This window comes from Pseudolysinimonas sp. (genome assembly GCF_039912695.1).
Lineage (GTDB): Bacteria > Actinomycetota > Actinomycetes > Actinomycetales > Microbacteriaceae > Pseudolysinimonas_A.
The window spans coordinates 17,933-36,343 of sequence record NZ_JBDSPJ010000012.1; the positions used below are offsets into that span (position 1 = coordinate 17,933).

An 18,411-nucleotide genomic window follows, 5' to 3' on the forward strand; every position below is an offset into this window, starting at 1 on the left:
GACTATCCGGGGCTTCGCGGCAGAGGCACCTCGATCAGCACCCGCGAAGTGGATGCCGAGAGCGCGTCATCGAGATCGGCGCGCGTCGCCGCGAGGCGGTACTCCCACCCATAGGCCGCCGCGAGCGCAGCGAAGTCGACCGGACGCGGCGTCGACATGACACGGTGGAACACCGCGGGCTCGGCCGTCTCGGCCACTTCGAGGGTGTCAAAGATTGCCCCGCCGACGTCGTTGCCGACGATGATCTGCATGCGCGGCATCCGCTCGCCGGGGGTGCTGAGCAGCGAACCCGCGTCGTGCAGGGCCGCGAGGTCGCCGATCAGCACCCGGGTGACGCCGTCGCCGGGGGAGGCCAGGGCGATTCCGCTGGCGGTCGCGATGGTGCCGTCGATTCCGGCCAGGCCGCGGTTGGCGAACACCGGAATCTTCTTGCCCGGAGCGACCCGATCGAGATCGCGCACCAGTCGGGATGCCGCCAGCATCAGCCGATCGTGCGGCCAGGTGATCGCCCACACGGCATCCACCAACATCCGCCGCGTGACGGGTTCGCGAAGCCGTTCCAGTTGGGCGCGCGCGAAAGCCGCGCGTTCGAGTCGATCGTCGGTCAGCGAGGATGCCACCTCGTCGTCGACCGCAAGGAGGTCACGCGAGGCGACGACCCACGAGCCGACCCAGGCCCGCGCCTCGGGCAGCGGCTCACCTTCGACACGGAGATCATCCACGATGCGTGCCGAGCGCGCGGGGTCGTACACGTCGCGCTGAGGGCCGCGCACGACGACGGTTTCGACACCCGCGCGTTGAATGAGGGCGGGCACCTCGCGACTCAGCGTGGGATGCCCGAGCACGACGACGCGCTCGATCCGGTCGCCGAAGCCGTCGGTGTTCAGCAGGTCCCGGTAGGCCGCGACCAGGTTCGGTCCAAACCGAGCACCGCTCGCGACCTCGGCCAGCAGCGGTGCCCCGAGTTCACGCGCCAGAACCTCAGCCCGAGGTCCAGCCCCCGTGCCTGCGACCACCACGGTGAGCGGACCGGGCTGGATGCTGACCGGGTCCCCCACCGCACCTGTCGGCATCCACTCACCCCGAGTCACCCCCGGCAGCGGCAGCGTCGACGACAGCGGATCGCGAAACGCCAGGTTGACATGAACCGGGCCGACGATGCCGTCGAGCACCTCGGTCGCCAGGTCGGCGGCTCCCGAGTCGGAATCCGGTGCCGGCACCTCGATGAACCGGGCGGCCGTGCCAAAGATGCCGGTCTGCACGGTGGTCTGGTTCGACCCGATCCCGCGCAACTCGTCGGGTCGGTCGGCGGTGACGACGACGAGCGGAACCCCGGAGTGCGAGGCTTCGAGCACCGCGGGGTGCAGTTCGGCCACCGCCGTTCCGGAGGTCGTGATGACGACGACCGGGGTGCGGGACTCGAGCGCGAGCCCGAGGGCCAGGAATCCTGCCGACCGCTCGTCGATCCGCACGTGGAGGCGCACCAGACCGGCTGCCTCAAACGACCCTGCGGCGAGCGCGAGAGCCTGCGACCGCGAACCCGGCGAGAGCACGACATCCCGAATGCCGCGGCGCACCAGTTCTGCCAGAAAGGCGACCGCGAACGCGCTCGCCGGCGACTCAGCCCTGGGGCGTGTCATCGTCGAGGTCGCGCAGCTCCTTCTCGAGCTGCTCGATGCGCGACTCGAGATCTTTCTCGCGGTTGAGCTTGCCGAGGAAGGCAGGGTCGTCGTCAGGGGCGAGCGGAGCACGCCGCCGTGATCCCTGCGCAGCGGCGTCGGTGGAGCGAACCCGACCGACCGCGATCCACAGCACTCCGCCGAGGATCGGCAGGACGATGGCGACGATGATCCACACCCCGCGCGGCAGGGTGCGGATGCGACGGTGATCGATGAGGGCGATGTCGGCGACGGTGAAAACCATGAACGCCACGACGATCAGAAAGACCGGGATCAGCACGCGCGTCATGCCCTGATTCTAGGCACCGGGGGCCTGCACGGCTTGAGGGAGCGGTCAGCGCGACCGACTTAGACTGTGCGGGTGCGCGCTGTCCTCATCTACACGGTCGCGCGCGTGCTCGTCTTCGTCGTTCCGTTCGCGATCCTGATGCTGATCGGGTTCGACTGGTGGTGGGCCGCACTCATCGCCGCCGTCGTCGGATTCTGTCTGTCCTACCTGGCGCTGAAACCGCTTCGCGACCGCGTGGCGCTACAGATCGCGACCGCCCGATCGGCTCCCGCCCCGCGCGGTGCCGACGAACTCGCCGAAGACGCCGACTAGCTGAAGACGCCGACTAGAAGTTCGCGGCCGCTGGGAAGATGATCGCCGCACTCAGGCCGAGGCCGAACAGCAGTGCCGTGAGCAGGGTGAGCCGCAGCACGAGCAGCCATTCCCGCGGGGTCTTCGCCGTGCTCGCGATCAGGATCGCGGGCAGCGCGGCGGCCGCGGCGAAGTAGACGTAGGGCGCGAATCCACTGCCGGTGCTCGGCTCATAGAACAGCGCGAAGAAGCCCAAGATGAGGAACGGCACGACCATCAGGATGGCGTAGAAGATGCGGGTGCCGACGTTGCCGAGCAGCACCGCGAGGGTGCGCTTGCCGTGCTGTTGGTCACGCACGCGGTCGCGGGCATTGTTGGCGACCAGCACAGCGCAGGCGAGGGCGCCCGCAGCGGCTCCGGCAAGCCAGGCCTCGATGTTGACCGTGCCGACCTGCACGAACATGGTGCCGGCGACCGGCACGACGCCGAAGAAGATGAAGACGGCAAGTTCGCCGAGGCCGAGGTAGCCGTAGGGGCGACGACCGCCGGTGTAGAACCAGGCGGCGATCAGGCAGAGCGCGCCACCGGCCAGCAACCACCACTGTTCGGTGCGCCACACGAGCACGATGCCCGCGGCAGCAGCGAGGGCGAAGAACACCAGCGCGACGATGAGCACGGTGCGCGGCTTGGCACGACCTGACCCCACGAGCCGAGCCGGACCGACGCGATCCTGGTCGACCCCGCGGCGGCCGTCGGAGTAGTCGTTGGCGTAGTTGACACCGATCTGCAAGAAGACCGCAACCCCGAGGGCGAGCAGCGCGCGCACCCAGTGGTCGTACCAGTGGGTCATCACTTGAGCCGCGGCGGCGGTGCCGAGTGCGACGGGCACGATGCCGAGCACGAGAGTGATCGGACGCGCGCCCGCGATCCAGGTGCCGAGGGTCGCGGGCTTGACCGGCTTGATCTTCCCCGCCGTGCGGCCCTTGGCCTTCGGCGGGATCGGCCGAGAGGTCGGCGGGGTCTTCACGCGGGGAATCGGACGCTGCTGCTGAGCCACGGGGAAACTCTACTGTCGGCTTCTACTGCTCAAACTCGCGCGGTCGGGTTTGCCGCTCGGAAGCAGGGGAATGGATGCCACCACCACGAAGCGGGGACGCGCAGCAGGTCCGAAAAGGGTTTCGATCGCGACGATGGCGGGTGCAGTACCGACGCCTCCGTTGGAGGTGAACGCGACGGGCACCTGCCCCCACTTCTCGTCCTGGCCCGCGACGACGACGGCATCGTCGAACCCGGGGAGCTCGTGCAGCGCCGTCTCGATGGCGCCGAGCGAGACCTTGAGGCCGCCGGAGATGATGACGTCATCCCGGCGTCCCGCGATCGAAAGGCGACCGGCCTCCCAGGTGCCCGCGTCGGCGGTGCGGAACCACCGCATCCCGTCGTCCTGAATGAACCGCTCGGTCGTGAGCTGCTCATCACCGAGGTACCCCTCGGCCAGAGACGGCCCGGCCAGCTGCACCTCGCCGTCGACCACCCGAACGGTCGTGGACGCCAGGGGAACACCGTCGTAGACGCATCCGCCGCTCGTCTCGCTCGAGCCGTAGCTGCGGACGACCCTGACGCCGTGCGCGGCGGCGCGAGTGAGCAGCGTTGCGGGCGCGGCCTGACCGCCGACCAGTACGGCGCGGAAACCCTGCAAGGCGGTTACCGCCGAGGGGTCGTCGAGCACGGTCGCGAGCTGGGCCGGAACGAGGGAAGTGAAGCGGTCGGGGGAGGTCAGTCGCTGAGCGGCCGCGATGAACCCGGCGGCGCTGAAGTGGTCGCCCTCGACGACGACAGGTTCGGTCCCGGCGGCGAGGGAGCGGGCGAGCACGTTGAGTCCAGCGATGTAGTGGGTGGGGAGCGCGAGCACCCACTGTCCCGGGCCGCCGAGTGCCGACTCGCTCGCGGCGGCGTTCGCCAGCACGGCATCCGCCGAGAGGGCGACGCGTTTGGGGCGGCCGGTGGAGCCGCTGGTTTCGACGACCAGGGCAATGCGCTGCTCGACCTGCGCAGGCAGGTCGGGGGACGGCTCCCCCACGAGGATTGCGTCACCCGCGGCCAGGGCGGAGCGGAGTTCGGCGAGCACCGTTGGTCCCGGCGGCACAACCCGGAGCGGACGCACGTCAGTCCTTGAGAAGCATGTCAGGCCTCTAGAAGTGCCAGGGGTACGGGCCCCAGTCGGGTGCGCGCTTTTCGAGGAACGCGTCGCGACCCTCGACGGCTTCGTCGGTGCCGTAGGCGAGCCGGGTGGCTTCACCGGCGAAGACCTGCTGGCCGACCATCCCGTCATCGACGGCGTTCAGCGCAAACTTCAGCATGCGAATCGCGGTCGGACTCTTGCCGAGGATGATTTCCGCCCACGCCAGCGCTGTCGACTCGAGTTCGGCGTGCGGAACCACGGCGTTCACGGCACCCATCTCATGGGCGCGCTGCGCGTCATACTCCTGCGCGAGAAAGAACACTTCGCGGGCGAACTTCTGACCGACCTGCTTCGCGAAGTACGCGCTGCCGTAGCCGCCGTCGAACGAGCCGACATCGGCATCCGTCTGCTTGAACCGGCCGTGCTCGGCGCTCGCGATCGTGAGGTCGCAAACAACGTGTAGCGAGTGCCCGCCGCCGGCTGCCCACCCGGGCACGACCGCGATGACGACCTTGGGCATGAAGCGGATCAGCCGTTGCACCTCGAGGATGTGCAACCTGCCGCTGCCACCACCCTGGTATTCATACCCGTCACGCCCGCGGATGCGCTGGTCGCCGCCGGAACAGAACGCCCAGCCGCCATCCTTCGGGCTCGGGCCGTTGCCGGTCAGCAGAACGACACCGATTTTCGGATTCATCCGGGCGTCGTCGAGGGCGCGGGCCAGTTCGTCGACGGTGTGCGGGCGAAACGCGTTGCGCACCTCGGGTCGGTTGAATGCGACGCGCGCGATGCGGCCGGTCGTGTCGTGGTGATAAGTCAGGTCTGTCAGTCCGTCGAAGCCGGGCACCTCGACCCAGCGGGTCGGGTCGAACAACTCCGAGACCGTTGCGCCGGTCATCCGATCCCCTGAATCGCATCGACGCCGTAGAGAAGCACGAGCGGGTTGCCGAGCACGCCGAACACGATCCCCGCGATGGCGGGCACCCGATCGACCCCGCGAATGAGTCCGAACACGCCCGCCGCGACGGCGAGCACGCTCGTCGCGATCGCCACCCACGCCGCGACTGTGGCGACCAGGTACACGTCAAAGGTGACCGCCGCCATCCCGACCGCAACAACGATCGGGGTCAGGATGCCGAATGCCAGCGCGAGACGACTCGGCCACCTCAGCGCATGAGGCGCGTCGAGTCCGATCGAGACACCTGTCTCGGGGATCGTCGCCGCCTCGAAGGTCACGCTCGAAGCCTAGGCGACGGCCTGTGCGAACAAACGGTTCAGGCGAATGAGCGGGCGAGCCAAGCCCAGAAGATCGGGCTGCCGAGAATCGCGAAGATCAACCCGAAGATGCCGGCGCCACGTCCGATGCCGGCGATCACGGCGAGCAACCCGAACAGCACGGCGACAAACCCGATCGGCGTGGCGACGGCGACCAGAAAGCCGGAGGTATCGACGAACAGTCCGGCGAGAAAAATCGTGAGAGCGATCAGGCCAAGCCACAGCGCGGTGACGCCCGCCCATTTAGCTGGCTTGCGGCCCGGTGTGACGCGGATGTCGCTTCGCCAGAATTGCCCCAGCGTCGGGGCCTGCGCCTGCTGCTGCGCCACGAACGCGCGCGGAACGAAACCTTGACCAAGACGCTGTTGCGCAGCCATGTCGGATTCCCTTCGGCCCGTGTCGCCACCTTACGGGACGCAGCCTCTATCGACAGACTGGGATCGTGCACCCGACGCCGTCCTCCGCCGAACTCCGAGCCACGGCGCGAGTGGTCGCTCTGCCCCTCGTGACGCGCTTTCGCGGGATCGACGTGCGCGAGGCCCTCCTGGTGCGCGGTCCGAACGGGTGGGCGGAGTTCGCCCCCTTCGTCGAGTACGACGACGCCGAAGCGGCGACCTGGCTCGCGGCCGCCGTGGATTTCGGGTGGGGGCCACAGCCTTCCCAGCTGCGCGACGAGATTCTGGTCAATGCGACGCTGCCCGCGGTCGCGCCCTCCGAGGTGGCGGGGGTGCTCGCCCGGTTCCCCGGCTGCCGCACCGTGAAAGTGAAGGTCGCCGAGCGCGGGCAGACCCTCGCCGAGGACGTCGCCCGAGTTCGCGCGGTACGCGAGTTGATCGGGCCGGAAGGCCGCATCCGGCTGGATGCCAACGGCGGCTGGAACGTGGATGAAGCCGAGCACGCGGCGCACGCCCTCTCCGGATTCGACCTGGAGTACTTCGAGCAACCCTGTGCTTCGGTAGCTGAGCTGGCTGAACTCAGGGGTCGACTGCACGACTGGCAACTGCCGGTCGCCGCGGATGAGAGTGTGCGCAAAGCCGCCGATCCACTCGCCGTCGTGGCCGCGGGCGGAGCCGACCTGCTCGTCGTGAAAGCCGCACCACTGGGCGGAGTGACCGCTGCACTTCAAATCGTCGCCGCAGCCGGGCTGCCAGCGGTCGTCTCAAGCGCCCTCGACACCTCCATCGGACTGTCGATGGGCGTGATGCTGGCGGCGGCCCTCCCTGTGCTCGAGTACGACTGTGGCCTTGGCACGGCGGCTCTACTTGCCGCCGACGTCGTGGGGAAACCGCTGCTGCCGGTGCAAGGCCGGGTGCCGGTGGGTCGGGTCTCGGTGGATGCGGACCTGCTCGATCGGTGGGAAGCGGCGGCAGAACGGCGGGAGTGGTGGCTCGCACGGCTCGACCGGTGTGTGGAGTTGCTTGCGGCGCGGGTCGCGTCCTAACTCTCGGCCCCAGACCACCTCATCCACGCAGCGCGCTCGAACAGCCTCCACACCGAGAGTTAGGGCCGCGCGGCACGGTCGGCTCAGGGATGCGGGCCGACGGTGACCAGGGTGATCGTGCGGCATCCGGTCCGGAGCACCACCACAGCCGCCACGCGCCAGGGGTCCGGTTTTCGACGTAAACCTCAAAACTCCTCGCCATTCGGCGGCGCGAGGGATCGATACTTGTGCGCGTTAAGCCCCGGATGCCTCGGTCCGACTCGCGTAGCAGTCGAACCGTCTTGAGCACTAGTAGCGCCCGCCTAACTCTCACTCAGGAGAGTCCACATGGACCTACGGCACCTGCCGTGCCCCCACAGTGAGAGTTAGGGAGCCGGGCCGGACCAGCAAAGGCCGATCTACAGACCGGAGTAGGCGTGCAGACCGGCGAAGAACAGGTTGACGACGGTGAAGTTGAACATCACGGCCGCGAATCCGATGATCGCGAGCACCGCCGAACGGCTCCCGCGCCAGCCGCGCGTTGCGCGGGCGTGGATGTAGCCGGCGAAGACGACCCAGATCACGAAGGTCCAGACCTCTTTGGTGTCCCAGCCCCAGTAGCGACCCCAGGCGTGTTCGGCCCAGATCGCGCCGCAGATGAGGGTGAAGGTCCACAGCACGAAGCCGATCACGATGACCCGATAGGCGAGACGTTCCAGGTTCTCTGACGACGGGATGGTGCGAAACAGGGTGAGCCGCTTGAAGTGACCGGCTTCCCGCCGGCTCTGCACGAGTTGCGCGACCGAGATACCGGCGCCGAGCGAGAAGAAGCCGGTGCCCATGATGGCCATCAGCACGTGGATGACGAGCCACGCCGACTGAAGTGCCGGCGGGAGGGGGACGACATCCACGTAGAAGTTGGCGGTCGCGAGCGTCATCAGGATCAGCGCGAGCCCGAGCACGTAGACGCCGAGGAAGCGCAGGTCTTTCCAGAGGTTCGCGAACAGGAAGACCCCGACGATGATGCCGGTGCCGGTCATCGCGAACTCGAACATGTTCGCCCACGGCACGCGTTCTGCCGCAACTCCGCGCATGACGATCGCGGCCACATGCACCACCCAACCGACAGCAGTCAGGGCAAGGGCTGTGCGGGCATAGCGGCTGGCGCTGGCGGTGGGAACGGCGGGCGGCGCGTCGACCTTTTCCAGCACCGCGGTCGAACCCGCCGAGGCGGCGACCTCGGAATGAACACGGGATGCCGCCACCGGCGCCGCGGACCGCTTACCCAGGTCGAGCACGAACACCACGAACGCGATCGCGTAAACCACGGCCGCCGAATAGACGCCCACGAGGGACCAGGCGGCGAGGGTCTCGGTCATGAGCTCATCCTACGTTCGAGGGCGTCGGCGTGTGCCTGTGCCATTTCGGTGACGGCGCTCGCGAGGCCGGCATCCTCACCGCGGGCAAGTCCCGCGTACTCGAGGCGTGATCCGTCGGACCCCGGTGTGACCTTGATCCACATCCGACGTCGCGAGATGAAGAGGCTGGTCAGCAGCCCGAGCACCGCCGCGATGACGAAGCCGAGCACGAACAGTTGCGTCGGATCGTGGTGGATGTCGATGCCGATGTAGCGCGCGACGCCGACCAACTCGATGCTGCCCATCCCGTCGGGCAGGTCCACGATTTGGCCGGGCGTCAGCGTGAGAGCGTCGGTGGCCCCTGCGATCTGCTGGAGGTTGGTCGTGTCGAGGTTGTAGACGTTGCCATTGCGACCCTCGTCGACCCCGAGATCGCCGCGGTAAACCAGCAGGGTGAGCAGCGCGTTGTCGCCGAGATTCGGGGAGAACGACTGAAGCGACCCGTCTCTCGACGTGTACGGATCCGGGTAGAAGAAGCCCTGCATCCCGAGCTGCGCCGACAGACCGTCGGTGACCTTGACGACGCCGCCGCTGCGGAGGTTGCCGTCGAGCGCGAGGAACGGCACCGCCTGGCGGTACACCTCGACGCCGGCGGGATTGCGGATCGAGACGACCGGCGCATAACCGTTGCCTTGGAGATAGACCTGCGCGCCGCCGATCTCGAGCGGTGAGTTCACCTTCAGAGTCGCCGGCGCCCAGTCGCCGCCGGGCGTTCGGGTGCTCAGGCTCGCCGTGAAGTCGCGCGGATGCCACACCCCGTCACTCTCGAACGAGTACACGGAATCAAAATGGTCGAGCCGCAGCGAGAACGGGGCGAGCGAGGTGTCCTGGTCGAACCAGGTGCCCGGGTGGAACGAGTCGTAGTCGGCCAGCACGTTAGTGAACGGTTCATCCTGCAGAAGCACGCGCTGCCCGGTGTAGCCAAGTCCGCCGCCGATCGCAACCGACGCGAGCACCCCGACCAGCGCCGTGTGGAACACCAGGTTGCCCGTCTCACGCAGGTAGCCGCGTTCGCCCGAGATGGAGTCGCCGTATCGCTCGACCCGGTAGCCCTGTGCTTTCAGAACCCGCCGTGCCTCGAGAACGGCGGTCTCGGCATCCAGGGTCGTGGTCAGTTCCGTGAAGCCCACCAGACGCGCTAGACGCGCGGGAGTCTTCGGCGGCTTCGCGATCAGCGCCTCGAAGTGATGCCGAGCGCGCGGGATGATGCAGCCGATCAGCGAGACAAACAGCAGCAGATAGATGGCCGCGAACCACGGCGACGAAAAGGTGCTGAACAGTCCGAACGAGTCGAGCACCTTGAACAGGTCGGGATTCTTCGCCTGATACTGCAGAACGCCGTTCGGGTCGGAACTGCGTTGCGGCACGAGCGATCCCGGCACGGCGGCGAGCGCCAGCATGAGCAGCAGCACGAGCGCCGTGCGCATACTCGTCAGTTGCCGCCAGAGGAAGCGGGCGAACCCGATCGGCCCGAGACGGGGGTTTTCCGCGGGGCGAGACTCCATCGGGTCGACGTCTATGGCATCAGAGGGGCGTGATGAAGCCACCGATCACCGCCTGGAACTCGGAGATCAGCAGATTCCAGATCCCGGTGACGAGCAGAACACCGATGACGATCAGCAGCACGCCGCCGATGATGTTGATGAGCCGGATGTGGCGCTTTACCCACGCAATCGATGAGCCGACCCAGCCAAACCCGAGCGCAACCAGCACGAACGGGATGCCCAGGCCGATACAGAACGCCGCCGCCAGCAGCACGGCGCGCACCGGGTCGAACCCCGAGAGCAGAAAGACCGTCGACATCGTCGGGCCGATGCACGGCGTCCAGCCCAGGGCGAACACGACGCCCAGGAGCGGAGCGCCGATCAGGCCCATCCGCGGCTGCCACGTCGGTTTGATCGTGCGCTGCAGGAACGTCACCTGCCCGATGAAAACGAACCCGAGCAGGATGATCACCGCCCCGCCGATGCGCTGCAACAGGTCGGCGTAGTCGAGGAAGAACCGACCGGCTGTCGCGCCCAGAAAGTTGACCGCGATGAAGATGACGCTGAAACCGAGGATGAACAGCAGCGCGCCAGCGACCATGCGGCCGCGAGTTCGTTCGGCGCCGCTCGCAATGCCGCTGACGTAGCCGAGGTAGCCCGGAACCAGCGGCAGCACGCACGGCGACAGGAACGACAGCAGCCCGGCCGCGATCGCAATCGGGAGGGCGAACCAGAGTCCGCCGTCGGCGATGATGCTTCCGATGTTCATTCCGCGAGCACGGCGTCGAGGATGTCGGCGAGCGTCGTCTGGCTGGGCAACTGTCCCGAGATGCGGGCGGCCACGCGACCCTTCGCGTCGAGTACGAGCGTGGTCGGTACCGCGGCAGGCGGAACGTTTTCCGCGAACGCGCTCAGCACATCCCGAGTGGTCGCATCGAGGATCGAGTCATAGCTGACGCCGTACGTCGTCTCGAAAGACTTCGCCGTCGGGGCCGAGTCGCGCGTGTTGACTCCGATGAAGGTGACGGTGTCGAGGTACTCCTGGTGCACAGCCTCGAGGTCGGGGGATTCGACCCGGCAGGGCGGACATCCGGCGTACCAGAAGTTGAGCACCACAACTCCGGAAAGGGTGGCGCTGTCGACGCGGTCGCCCTCGACGGTGTCGCCCGCGTACGCGATCGAGCCGGCGCGGTCTGCCGCCGGGATGATCAGCACACTGCCGTCGCCCGAGATGTAGCCTCCGTTGCCGGGCTGACCGGCCAAGCCGTCGGCCGACGTGCAGCCGGCGAGCAGGAGGGTCGCGGCGGCCACGACAACCGCGATGCGGCGGTTCACACCGCACCCGTGTCGATTGCGCCGGTCAGTAGTTCAGCGGCGGGCTCCGCGTAGGAGACCTCAACGAAGGTGTCGCCCCGGCGGGCGAGAGTCGTGATGCTCGACAGGGCGCAGCGACGCCGACTCGGGTTGTGCGGCAACGGCTTGCGGGCGACGCTGAGCGCCACCATCCAAATCGGTGCCTGATGACTGACCAGCACGACCTCGCCGCCGTCGACGGCCGCCCAGTGATCGCTGATAGCCGCCATCATCCGGCGGCGAATACTCGTGAACGGCTCGCCCCACGACGGTCGAAGCGGGTTGAGGAAGTACGGCCAGATTCGCGGGTCGCGCGGGATGTCGCGCCGCAGGTTGAGACCCTCGAAGCGGTTGGTCGGCTCGATCAACCGGGGCTCGAGCTCAAGCTCGAGCTGGAAGCGCTCGATCCACGGTGCGGCACTCTCCTGAGCGCGCTGCAACGGACTCGAGACCACGCTGCGGATGTCTCGACCGGCCAGCGAATCGGCCGCAGCCTTCGCCATCAGTGCGCCACGATCGCTGAGGCCGAAGCCGTCGAGGCGTCCGTAGAGCACTCCGTGCGGGTTCTCAACCTCGCCATGCCGCACCAGATGGATGAGGTCGGCAGGCACGATGTCGAGCTTACGAGCCCAGCGGCTGTGGGAACGCCCCGTAAACTCGGGGACCGTGACTCACCGCACTCTCATCAAAGACCTTCCCGCCGCGATCGATGGACCCGTTCGGGTCGCCGGCTGGGTCGACACCGTGCGCGATCAGAAGAAAATCCAGTTCGTCGTGTTGCGCGACGAGTCCGGTGCGGCCCAGATGCTGCACCTGCGCACCGACGTCGAAGAGGGGTCGGAACCTGACGCCGTCGCCGCGATCATCTCGGGTCTGACTGCCGGCACCTTCGTGTCGGTCGAAGGCGAACTCAAGCACGACGAACGCGTGAAACTCGGCGGCCTTGAGGTTGTCATCGGCGCGATCGACGTCGCCGCGGCCGCGCTCGACTCCCCGATCGCCGACGACTCATCAATCGACAAGCGTCTCGACTGGCGTTTTCTCGACCTGCGTCGTCCGGAGCAAAACCTGACCTTCCGAGTGCAGACCACCCTGCTGCACGCGATGCGCACCTGGTGGGTCGAGCACGACTTCATCGAAATCCACACCCCGAAGCTAATGGCGTCGGCTTCCGAGAGCCGAGCCGAGCTGTTCGAGGTCGAGTACTTCGAGACCAAGGCGTATCTGGCGCAGAGCCCGCAGTTCTTCAAGCAGATGGCGCAGCCCGCCGGGTTCGGCAAGGTGTTCGAGGTCGCTCCCGCTTTCCGCGCCGACCCCTCGTTCACCTCCCGGCACGCGACCGAGTTCATCTCGGTCGATGCCGAGATCTCGTGGGTGGAATCTCACGACGACGTGATGGCGATGCACGAGCAGCTGCTGGTCGCCGCGCTGACGGCCGTCAAAGAGAAGCACGGCGCCGAGATCGAAGCAGCATTCGGGGTGCCGGTGACTGTTCCGACGCTGCCGTTTCCCCGCATCCCGCTCGCTGAGGCACACAGCATCCTGAACTCTCGCGGCTACACGGTTCCGCGTGCTGACGGCGACCTCGACCCCGAAGGCGAACGCCGACTGGCCGAGTACGTGAAAGAGGAGTACGGCCACGAATTCGTGTTCGTCACCGACTACGCCGTCGGCATCCGGCCGTTTTATCACATGCGTCACGCCGACGACCCAACGCTCACCAACAGCTACGACCTGCTGTTCAACGGCACCGAGATCTCGACCGGAGCGCAGCGCGAGCACCGCGTGGATGTCCTCGAAGTACAGGCGCGCGAGAAGGGTGTCGATCCCGAAGAGCTCGGGTTCTACTTCGACTTCTTCCGCTACGGCGTGCCGCCGCACGGCGGATTCGGGATGGGGCTCTCGCGCGTGATCATGCTGCTGCTGCACCAGCCCTCGATCCGCGAGGTGACCTACCTCTTCCGCGGCCCCAACCGTCTGCTGCCCTAGGGCTCCACGCACCCGATGCGGCGCGTACGCGGCTTCGCGCGCGCCAAACGGTCCACCCGAAGCCTTCATCCGGGCCGATTGGTGAACGCGAAGCCCAAAGTTTCGCGTTCACGACCCTGCGGACGTCGAGGCGTGGTTTAGGTGAGGTCTTCGACCTTTGCGGCGCCGGCGTTCTTCATGACCGACTCGATGGCGTTCTTCGCCGACGCCTTCGCCGCGTAGTTCTCACTCACGGCGAGCGTTTGTCCGTTGGCGGCGACGATCCGCCAGAAGAAGGGCTGAGTCGTGCTCTTGCCCTTGACGATCTGGAACTTCATGGTGGCCTCCTCAGGCGTCCTTGCGTTACCGGAGCCTACGCCTCGGAGGTTAAATCAGACCTCGAAATCGACACACGATCGCGAGGCGACGACCGTCTTCATCCACGCCGCCACCACGACATGGTCGGGGTGCTCCAGGTACCGATCGAGAGCGTCAGCGTCGACGAAGTCGGACTCGAGAACGGCATCCCAGTTGCTCGAGTTGTCGCCGAGGTCGACCGAGACGGTCAGCGACTCGAGGCCGTCGATCAACGGCACGAGCGCTTCGAGGCGACTTCTGATGCCAGCGGCATCCATCGCCTTCTGGTGGGGATCTTCAGCGGCGAGCTTCCACATGACGAGGTGACGAATCACGAGAGCGCCTTTCTGAGTCGTGCGGGATCGACCCGCCAGATGGTGTGCACCCGATCATCCAGCAGCACGACCGGGATTTCCTCGACGTATGAGGCGAAAAGATCGGGGTCATCGAGGATCGACTGCTCGTCAAACACAACGCCGGGAAACTCGGTGAGAACCTCAGCAATCGTCGCGCGGGCGTCGTCGCACAGGTGGCAATCCGGCTTCGAGACCAGGGTGAGTCGAGCGCCGGACACGGTTCCAGCGTAGGGGCCAGCTACCATGGGGCAGTGCCCGAGGAGACCTCCCCCACCCCGAGCGACCGGCCGATCATCGCCTTCTTCGACGTCGACAACACTCTGATGCGAGGAACGAGCCTGTTCCACCTCGGTCGCGAAGCTTGGGCGCGCAAGATCATCGGGTTCCGGCAGATCGCCCTGTTCGCCTGGCAGCAGCGCCGTTTTATCTCGATCGGCGAGAACCTGGAGCACCTCGACACCGCCCGTGATCGTGCCCTCGGTCTCGCCGCAGGACACACTGTCGTGGAGATACAGCAGCTCGCCGAGCACATCTGGGAGCACGGCATCAAGAAGCGGCTCTACCCGCGCACGGTTGGCTTGACGCAAGAGCACATCGCGAAGGGCCACGAGGTGTGGCTCGTTTCGGCGACCCCGGTTGAGATCGGCGCCGTCATGGCGAAGCACCTCGGCCTCACCGGGGCGCTGGGAACCGTCGTGGAAGCGGTCGACGGCGTCTATACCGGCAAACTCGCTGGCCACACCTTGCACGGCGAACGCAAGGCCGACGCCGCCCGCGACCTCGCAGCGGCGGCGAAAGCCGACCTCGCCGATTGCTGGGCCTACAGCGACAGTCGCAACGACATCCCGCTGCTCGAGATGGTGGGCAACCCGGTCGTGGTGAATCCGGATGCCACCCTCGCCGCGCACGCGAAAGAGCACGGCTGGCCGGTTTTGAGACTCACCCCCGGCAGCATCCGAGATGCCCGCCGTCGAGTGCGAAAAGAGGCGAAGCGCGTGCGGACCAAAGCCCGCCGACTCCCCGCTTCTTAAAGCAGAGTTGCGCGGTGGGCCTCGGAAGTCAATCGGGGTAGGGGTCCCCGCTCTTGACTTCCGAGGCGCGCCGCGCCACGACCCAGGACTTACTTCTTGTTACGACGCTGGTGACGCGTCTTGCGCAGAAGCTTGCGGTGCTTCTTCTTCGCCATGCGCTTACGGCGCTTCTTGATGACAGAACCCATGTTCACCTCGTCTCGTCGTCAGGGCCATACCGGGCCCTCAACGAGCCGCAGAAATCACAAGTGGCGAGTCTACCCTGCTCGGTTGATGCGATTCGGCGCCTGCACCCCAGTCGGCAGTTCGACCGCAGCCGCGACTGCGGTCTCCGGGATGCGGTAGGAATGCCCGAAACGCACGGCCGGTAGTTCACCGGATCGCACCAGCCGGTAGACCGTCATCGACGACACGCGCATCAGCTCCGCCACCTCTGCAACGGTCAGAAAGCGCATGTCTTTCAGTGCGCTACCCATGCCGGCTCCTGTGGATGATGGTGCTGATGTTAAAGCTGTTCGTTCGACCGTTCAGGTTACGGCTCCGCGCGCGCCGGTGTCTATGGCTGGTGTCGACGCCCGAACGAGGGCGTCAGTCGCCGCGGCCCCAGCGGGGAAGCTTCTCGACGACCCGCTTCTGCGCGCCCTGCAACTTCTCTTGGGCAGCATCAAGGGCAACGCGTGCCGAATGGGCGGCGCCCGCCGCGACCCGACCGACGCGGTCGCCCGCTTCGGCACCGGCCCAGGCGGCGAAGATCGTTGGGCCTGCATCCGGGTCGGCGTCGAGGTCGGCCATCGTGACCGGGGCCCCGCCCAGGAATGGCGCGAGCCAGGCATCCACTGCCCCCAGCGGGCCCACCCGTACGGCGTAGATGCGGTTGCGACCGTCTTCGCGCACTGTCACGAGTTGGGCGTCGCGGAGTTGGGCGAGGTGTTTGGAGATCGTCGGCTGGGTCAGCCCGAGGGCCTCGACGAGATCGCTGACCGTCGCCTCGCCGTCAAGCAGTCGGCGCAAGATGTCACGCCTCTTCGGTTCGGCGAGCACGTCGAAGATGTCAGCCATCTGCTCAGGGTAGTCGGGGCCGCTGAGCGCCGCGCGAGTAGCATTTCCCCCTGGCGTTCTGCCGGGCGTTCCGCGGAGCAAGGGGGTCGGATGCACACGAAGCCTGTGCGGCATGAGTCCTTGTCGTCTCGCGTCATCGATCGGATCAGCGACTTCTCAGCGTCGCGACCCGCCCGATTCGCGGTGATCGTCTTCGCGGGCCTGATCGCTGTCTTCACCGCGTTGTTCTCTCTTCCCGCTGCGACAACATCGGGTCAACCAGCGCCGTTCGTCGATGCGCTGTTCACGGGCGTTTCGGTCATCTGTGTCACGGGTCTCTCGACGGTCGACATGGCGACGTTCTGGTCGCCGCTCGGTCACGTCTTCGTCTTCTTCGGCGTCGAGATCGGCGGCATCGGCGTCTTGACTCTCGCCTCGATCCTCGGGCTGGTTATCAGCCGTCGCCTCGGGCTGCGGCAAAAGTTGATGGCCGCGAGCGACGCGAACCCGTCACGCATCCGCAAAGGTCCGATCGCTGAAGGGCAGGCCGTCGGCCTCGGCGAGACCGGAAAACTCCTCGCGACGGTCGCCGTGAGCGTTCTGGTGATCGAAGGTGCGGTTGCGCTGCTGCTCTTCCCGCGGATGCTCATCCAGGGTGTCGACCCGCTGACCGCCGCCTGGCAGTCGGTGTACATCTCTGCGATGGCCTTCACCAACACCGGATTCCTGCCGAGCGAACAGGGTCTCTCCCAGTACGGTTCCGACTGGTGGTTCCTGATCGTCCTGATCCTCGGGGTCGCGTTTGGCGCGATCGGCTTCCCGGTGATCTACGCACTGCGCCGCAACCTGCGGCACCCGCGGCGCTGGTCGTTGCACGTGAAACTCACCCTGGTCACCTTCACCCTGTTGACCCTCGGGGGCGCCGTTGCGTACTTCGTGCTCGAATTTCGCAACCCCGCGACGATGGCCGATATGGATGTCGGGCAACGCATCCTGCAGAGTCTCTTTCTCTCGCAGATGGCGAGATCGGGCGGTTTCTCAACCCTCGACATCAGCCAGCTCGACGGCTCGAGCCTGCTCGTCACCGACATGTTGATGTTCATCGGCGGCGGGTCAGCATCCACCGCAGGCGGTATCAAGGTGACGACCCTCGCCGTACTCTTCCTCGCCGCCTTCGCCGAAGCCCGAGGCGTCGACGATATGGAAGCGTACGAGCGACGGATCCCGCAGGATGTTCTGCGCCTGAGTGTGAGCGTCGTGCTGTGGGGCGCCACGACCGTCGCGGGGGCGACCATCCTCATCCTGCTGATCACCGACAATCAGCCGCTCGACTACGTGCTGTTCGACGTCATCAGCGCCTTCGCGACCTGCGGGCTCTCGTCGGGTTTCACCGCACACGCCTCGGATGGCGCGCAATACGTGCTCGCCGCCACCATGTTTCTGGGACGCATTGGTACCGTGACACTCGCCGCGGCACTCGCGGCGAGCACCCGCCGGCAGTTGTTCCGGCGGCCCGAGGAGAGGCCGATCGTTGGTTGACAAGATCGCACACGATGCGCCCGTGCTCGTGATTGGGCTCGGACGCTTCGGTGCCGCAACCGCGGGACAGTTGCAGAAGCTCAACCGTGACGTACTCGCCGTCGACGAAGACGCCGGCCTCGTGCAGAAATGGGCCGAACGCGTCACCCACGCCGTGCAGGCAGACGCCCGATCGATCGAAGCGCTTCAGCAGATCGGCGCCGCAGACTTCTCGATCGCGGTCGTCGCCGTCGGCTCGTCGGTCGAGGCCTCGGTGCTCATCACCGCAAACCTGGTCGACCTCAAGATCCCGCAGATCTGGGCGAAAGCGATCAGCCAATCGCACGGCAAGATCCTGTCGCGCATCGGCGCCAACCATGTCATCTACCCCGAGGCGGAAGCCGGCGAGCGTGTCGCCCACCTGGTGTCAGGACGGATGATCGACTTCATCGAATTCGACGACGACTTCGCGATCGTCAAGATGTACCCGCCGAAACCGATCCGCGGGATGTCGCTGGCCGAATCGCACGTGCGCAAGAAATACGGGGTCACCGTCGTCGGCGTGAAAAGCCCCGGCAAAGACTTCACCTACGCGACGGCCGAGACCGTAGTTTCTAATCACGACCTCATCATCGTCAGCGGTAACACTGCGGATCTGGATCGGTTCTCTGCTTTGCAGACTTAGGTGACGCGTGGCCGTAGGTGACGCGTGACCCGGATCACATTCGCGAGCCGAAGGAGCGGGGACCCCTACC

At 66.7% G+C, this 18,411-nt stretch carries 24 protein-coding genes; 6 read left to right on the forward strand and 18 right to left on the reverse strand.

Features of this window, described 5'->3' with window-relative positions; all coding sequences use genetic code 11:
* Positions 1–2 precede the first annotated feature (2 nt).
* Positions 3–1,640, reverse strand: coding sequence for a 2-succinyl-5-enolpyruvyl-6-hydroxy-3-cyclohexene-1-carboxylic-acid synthase (menD, locus tag ABIR17_RS03390; protein ID WP_348002952.1), 1,638 nt, complete (start codon positions 1,638–1,640; stop codon positions 3–5).
* Positions 1,621–1,968: a PLD nuclease N-terminal domain-containing protein gene (locus tag ABIR17_RS03395; protein WP_348002953.1), complete on the reverse strand. Its 348-nt coding sequence runs from the start codon at positions 1,966–1,968 to the stop codon at positions 1,621–1,623. Before ABIR17_RS03395 ends, menD begins: the two co-directional genes overlap by 20 nt.
* Positions 1,969–2,040: 72 nt before the next feature.
* Here ABIR17_RS03395 and ABIR17_RS03400 point away from each other — a divergent pair, with 72 nt between their 5' ends.
* Entirely contained in the window at positions 2,041–2,280 is a 240-nt protein-coding gene (locus ABIR17_RS03400) for a DUF4229 domain-containing protein (protein WP_348002954.1), read from the forward strand.
* A 13-nt stretch (positions 2,281–2,293) separates the two neighbouring features.
* On the opposite strand, the gene ABIR17_RS03405 is transcribed toward ABIR17_RS03400, so the two are convergent.
* Genes ABIR17_RS03405 through ABIR17_RS03425 form a run of 5 tightly spaced genes read right to left on the reverse strand, consistent with a single transcriptional unit; the run spans position 2,294 to position 6,090 of the window.
* Positions 2,294–3,316 (reverse strand): 1,4-dihydroxy-2-naphthoate polyprenyltransferase, encoded by a 1,023-nt coding sequence (locus ABIR17_RS03405; RefSeq protein WP_348002955.1) that lies wholly within the window; start codon positions 3,314–3,316, stop codon positions 2,294–2,296.
* A 9-nt stretch (positions 3,317–3,325) separates the two neighbouring features.
* Entirely contained in the window at positions 3,326–4,420 is a 1,095-nt protein-coding gene (locus ABIR17_RS03410) for an AMP-binding protein (RefSeq protein WP_348002956.1), read from the reverse strand.
* Positions 4,421–4,448: 28 nt separating this feature from the next.
* The gene (locus ABIR17_RS03415) at positions 4,449–5,336 is read right to left on the reverse strand and encodes a 1,4-dihydroxy-2-naphthoyl-CoA synthase (protein WP_348002957.1); all 888 of its coding nucleotides are present in this window, start codon (positions 5,334–5,336) and stop codon (positions 4,449–4,451) included.
* Positions 5,333–5,674: a hypothetical protein gene (locus tag ABIR17_RS03420; protein WP_348002958.1), complete on the reverse strand. Its 342-nt coding sequence runs from the start codon at positions 5,672–5,674 to the stop codon at positions 5,333–5,335. The genes ABIR17_RS03415 and ABIR17_RS03420 overlap by 4 nt, the downstream gene beginning before the upstream one ends.
* Before the next feature lie 38 nt (positions 5,675–5,712).
* The gene (locus ABIR17_RS03425; protein ID WP_348002959.1) at positions 5,713–6,090 is read right to left on the reverse strand and encodes a hypothetical protein; all 378 of its coding nucleotides are present in this window, start codon (positions 6,088–6,090) and stop codon (positions 5,713–5,715) included.
* Positions 6,091–6,155: 65 nt separating this feature from the next.
* Between ABIR17_RS03425 and ABIR17_RS03430 the strand changes: the two genes are divergently transcribed.
* Positions 6,156–7,154 carry an o-succinylbenzoate synthase gene (locus ABIR17_RS03430; RefSeq protein WP_348002960.1) on the forward strand — a complete coding sequence of 333 codons (999 nt, stop codon included), beginning with the start codon at positions 6,156–6,158 and terminating at the stop codon, positions 7,152–7,154.
* Between the two features lie 398 nt (positions 7,155–7,552).
* On the opposite strand, the gene ccsB is transcribed toward ABIR17_RS03430, so the two are convergent.
* Genes ccsB through ABIR17_RS03455 form a run of 5 tightly spaced genes read right to left on the reverse strand, consistent with a single transcriptional unit; the run spans position 7,553 to position 11,999 of the window.
* Positions 7,553–8,512, reverse strand: a complete 960-nt coding sequence (gene ccsB / locus ABIR17_RS03435; protein ID WP_348002961.1) for a c-type cytochrome biogenesis protein CcsB — start codon at positions 8,510–8,512, stop codon at positions 7,553–7,555.
* The gene (locus tag ABIR17_RS03440; protein WP_348002962.1) at positions 8,509–10,056 is read right to left on the reverse strand and encodes a cytochrome c biogenesis protein ResB; all 1,548 of its coding nucleotides are present in this window, start codon (positions 10,054–10,056) and stop codon (positions 8,509–8,511) included. Before ABIR17_RS03440 ends, ccsB begins: the two co-directional genes overlap by 4 nt.
* Before the next feature lie 19 nt (positions 10,057–10,075).
* Positions 10,076–10,804, reverse strand: coding sequence for a cytochrome c biogenesis protein CcdA (locus tag ABIR17_RS03445; RefSeq protein WP_348002963.1), 729 nt, complete (start codon positions 10,802–10,804; stop codon positions 10,076–10,078).
* Positions 10,801–11,370 (reverse strand): TlpA disulfide reductase family protein, encoded by a 570-nt coding sequence (locus ABIR17_RS03450; RefSeq protein ID WP_348002964.1) that lies wholly within the window; start codon positions 11,368–11,370, stop codon positions 10,801–10,803. Before ABIR17_RS03450 ends, ABIR17_RS03445 begins: the two co-directional genes overlap by 4 nt.
* Entirely contained in the window at positions 11,367–11,999 is a 633-nt protein-coding gene (locus ABIR17_RS03455; RefSeq protein ID WP_348002965.1) for a histidine phosphatase family protein, read from the reverse strand. The genes ABIR17_RS03450 and ABIR17_RS03455 overlap by 4 nt, the downstream gene beginning before the upstream one ends.
* A gap of 55 nt (positions 12,000–12,054) precedes the next feature.
* Here ABIR17_RS03455 and aspS point away from each other — a divergent pair, with 55 nt between their 5' ends.
* The gene (gene aspS, locus ABIR17_RS03460) at positions 12,055–13,377 is read left to right on the forward strand and encodes an aspartate--tRNA(Asn) ligase (RefSeq protein WP_348002966.1); all 1,323 of its coding nucleotides are present in this window, start codon (positions 12,055–12,057) and stop codon (positions 13,375–13,377) included.
* Between the two features lie 137 nt (positions 13,378–13,514).
* Here aspS and ABIR17_RS03465 read toward each other — a convergent pair whose 3' ends face one another.
* The 3 genes from ABIR17_RS03465 to ABIR17_RS03475 are packed head-to-tail and all read right to left on the reverse strand — an operon-like array spanning position 13,515 to position 14,287.
* Positions 13,515–13,694 carry a YegP family protein gene (locus ABIR17_RS03465; protein ID WP_348002967.1) on the reverse strand — a complete coding sequence of 60 codons (180 nt, stop codon included), beginning with the start codon at positions 13,692–13,694 and terminating at the stop codon, positions 13,515–13,517.
* Positions 13,695–13,748: 54 nt separating this feature from the next.
* A complete protein-coding gene (locus ABIR17_RS03470; protein WP_348002968.1) occupies positions 13,749–14,048 on the reverse strand; it encodes a Dabb family protein in 300 nt (99 codons plus the stop codon).
* A complete protein-coding gene (locus tag ABIR17_RS03475) occupies positions 14,045–14,287 on the reverse strand; it encodes a glutaredoxin family protein (protein WP_348002969.1) in 243 nt (80 codons plus the stop codon). Before ABIR17_RS03475 ends, ABIR17_RS03470 begins: the two co-directional genes overlap by 4 nt.
* A 33-nt stretch (positions 14,288–14,320) precedes the next feature.
* On the opposite strand from ABIR17_RS03475, the gene ABIR17_RS03480 reads away from it, so the two are divergent.
* Positions 14,321–15,100: an HAD family hydrolase gene (locus tag ABIR17_RS03480; RefSeq protein ID WP_348002970.1), complete on the forward strand. Its 780-nt coding sequence runs from the start codon at positions 14,321–14,323 to the stop codon at positions 15,098–15,100.
* An 89-nt stretch (positions 15,101–15,189) separates the two neighbouring features.
* Here ABIR17_RS03480 and ABIR17_RS03485 read toward each other — a convergent pair whose 3' ends face one another.
* The 3 genes from ABIR17_RS03485 to ABIR17_RS03495 all read right to left on the reverse strand — a co-directional run bounded on the left by ABIR17_RS03485 (position 15,190) and on the right by ABIR17_RS03495 (position 16,159).
* The gene (locus tag ABIR17_RS03485; protein ID WP_003792170.1) at positions 15,190–15,288 is read right to left on the reverse strand and encodes an AURKAIP1/COX24 domain-containing protein; all 99 of its coding nucleotides are present in this window, start codon (positions 15,286–15,288) and stop codon (positions 15,190–15,192) included.
* A 69-nt stretch (positions 15,289–15,357) separates the two neighbouring features.
* Positions 15,358–15,576: a helix-turn-helix domain-containing protein gene (locus ABIR17_RS03490; RefSeq protein ID WP_348002971.1), complete on the reverse strand. Its 219-nt coding sequence runs from the start codon at positions 15,574–15,576 to the stop codon at positions 15,358–15,360.
* A 112-nt stretch (positions 15,577–15,688) separates the two neighbouring features.
* Positions 15,689–16,159 (reverse strand): metalloregulator ArsR/SmtB family transcription factor, encoded by a 471-nt coding sequence (locus tag ABIR17_RS03495; RefSeq protein ID WP_348002972.1) that lies wholly within the window; start codon positions 16,157–16,159, stop codon positions 15,689–15,691.
* Between the two features lie 90 nt (positions 16,160–16,249).
* On the opposite strand from ABIR17_RS03495, the gene ABIR17_RS03500 reads away from it, so the two are divergent.
* A complete protein-coding gene (locus ABIR17_RS03500; RefSeq protein WP_348002973.1) occupies positions 16,250–17,677 on the forward strand; it encodes a potassium transporter TrkG in 1,428 nt (475 codons plus the stop codon).
* Positions 17,670–18,341, forward strand: coding sequence for a TrkA family potassium uptake protein (locus ABIR17_RS03505; protein WP_348002974.1), 672 nt, complete (start codon positions 17,670–17,672; stop codon positions 18,339–18,341). The genes ABIR17_RS03500 and ABIR17_RS03505 overlap by 8 nt, the downstream gene beginning before the upstream one ends.
* Positions 18,342–18,411 lie beyond the last annotated feature (70 nt).

Bases quoted from the DNA above. Each gene is read 5' to 3' on its own strand.
- ABIR17_RS03415 (WP_348002957.1), bottom strand. From the start codon at position 5,336: ATGACCGGCGCAACGGTCTCGGAGTTGTTCGACCCGACCCGCTGGGTC.
- ABIR17_RS03485 (WP_003792170.1), bottom strand. From the start codon at position 15,288: ATGGGTTCTGTCATCAAGAAGCGCCGTAAGCGCATGGCGAAGAAGAAG.
- ABIR17_RS03495 (WP_348002972.1), bottom strand. From the start codon at position 16,159: ATGGCTGACATCTTCGACGTGCTCGCCGAACCGAAGAGGCGTGACATC.
- ABIR17_RS03490 (WP_348002971.1), bottom strand. From the start codon at position 15,576: ATGGGTAGCGCACTGAAAGACATGCGCTTTCTGACCGTTGCAGAGGTG.
- ABIR17_RS03395 (WP_348002953.1), bottom strand. From the start codon at position 1,968: ATGACGCGCGTGCTGATCCCGGTCTTTCTGATCGTCGTGGCGTTCATG.
- menD (WP_348002952.1), bottom strand. From the start codon at position 1,640: ATGACACGCCCCAGGGCTGAGTCGCCGGCGAGCGCGTTCGCGGTCGCC.
- ABIR17_RS03440 (WP_348002962.1), bottom strand. From the start codon at position 10,056: ATGGAGTCTCGCCCCGCGGAAAACCCCCGTCTCGGGCCGATCGGGTTC.
- ccsB (WP_348002961.1), bottom strand. From the start codon at position 8,512: ATGACCGAGACCCTCGCCGCCTGGTCCCTCGTGGGCGTCTATTCGGCG.
- ABIR17_RS03425 (WP_348002959.1), bottom strand. From the start codon at position 6,090: ATGGCTGCGCAACAGCGTCTTGGTCAAGGTTTCGTTCCGCGCGCGTTC.
- ABIR17_RS03445 (WP_348002963.1), bottom strand. From the start codon at position 10,804: ATGAACATCGGAAGCATCATCGCCGACGGCGGACTCTGGTTCGCCCTC.
- ABIR17_RS03500 (WP_348002973.1), top strand. From the start codon at position 16,250: ATGCACACGAAGCCTGTGCGGCATGAGTCCTTGTCGTCTCGCGTCATC.
- ABIR17_RS03465 (WP_348002967.1), bottom strand. From the start codon at position 13,694: ATGAAGTTCCAGATCGTCAAGGGCAAGAGCACGACTCAGCCCTTCTTC.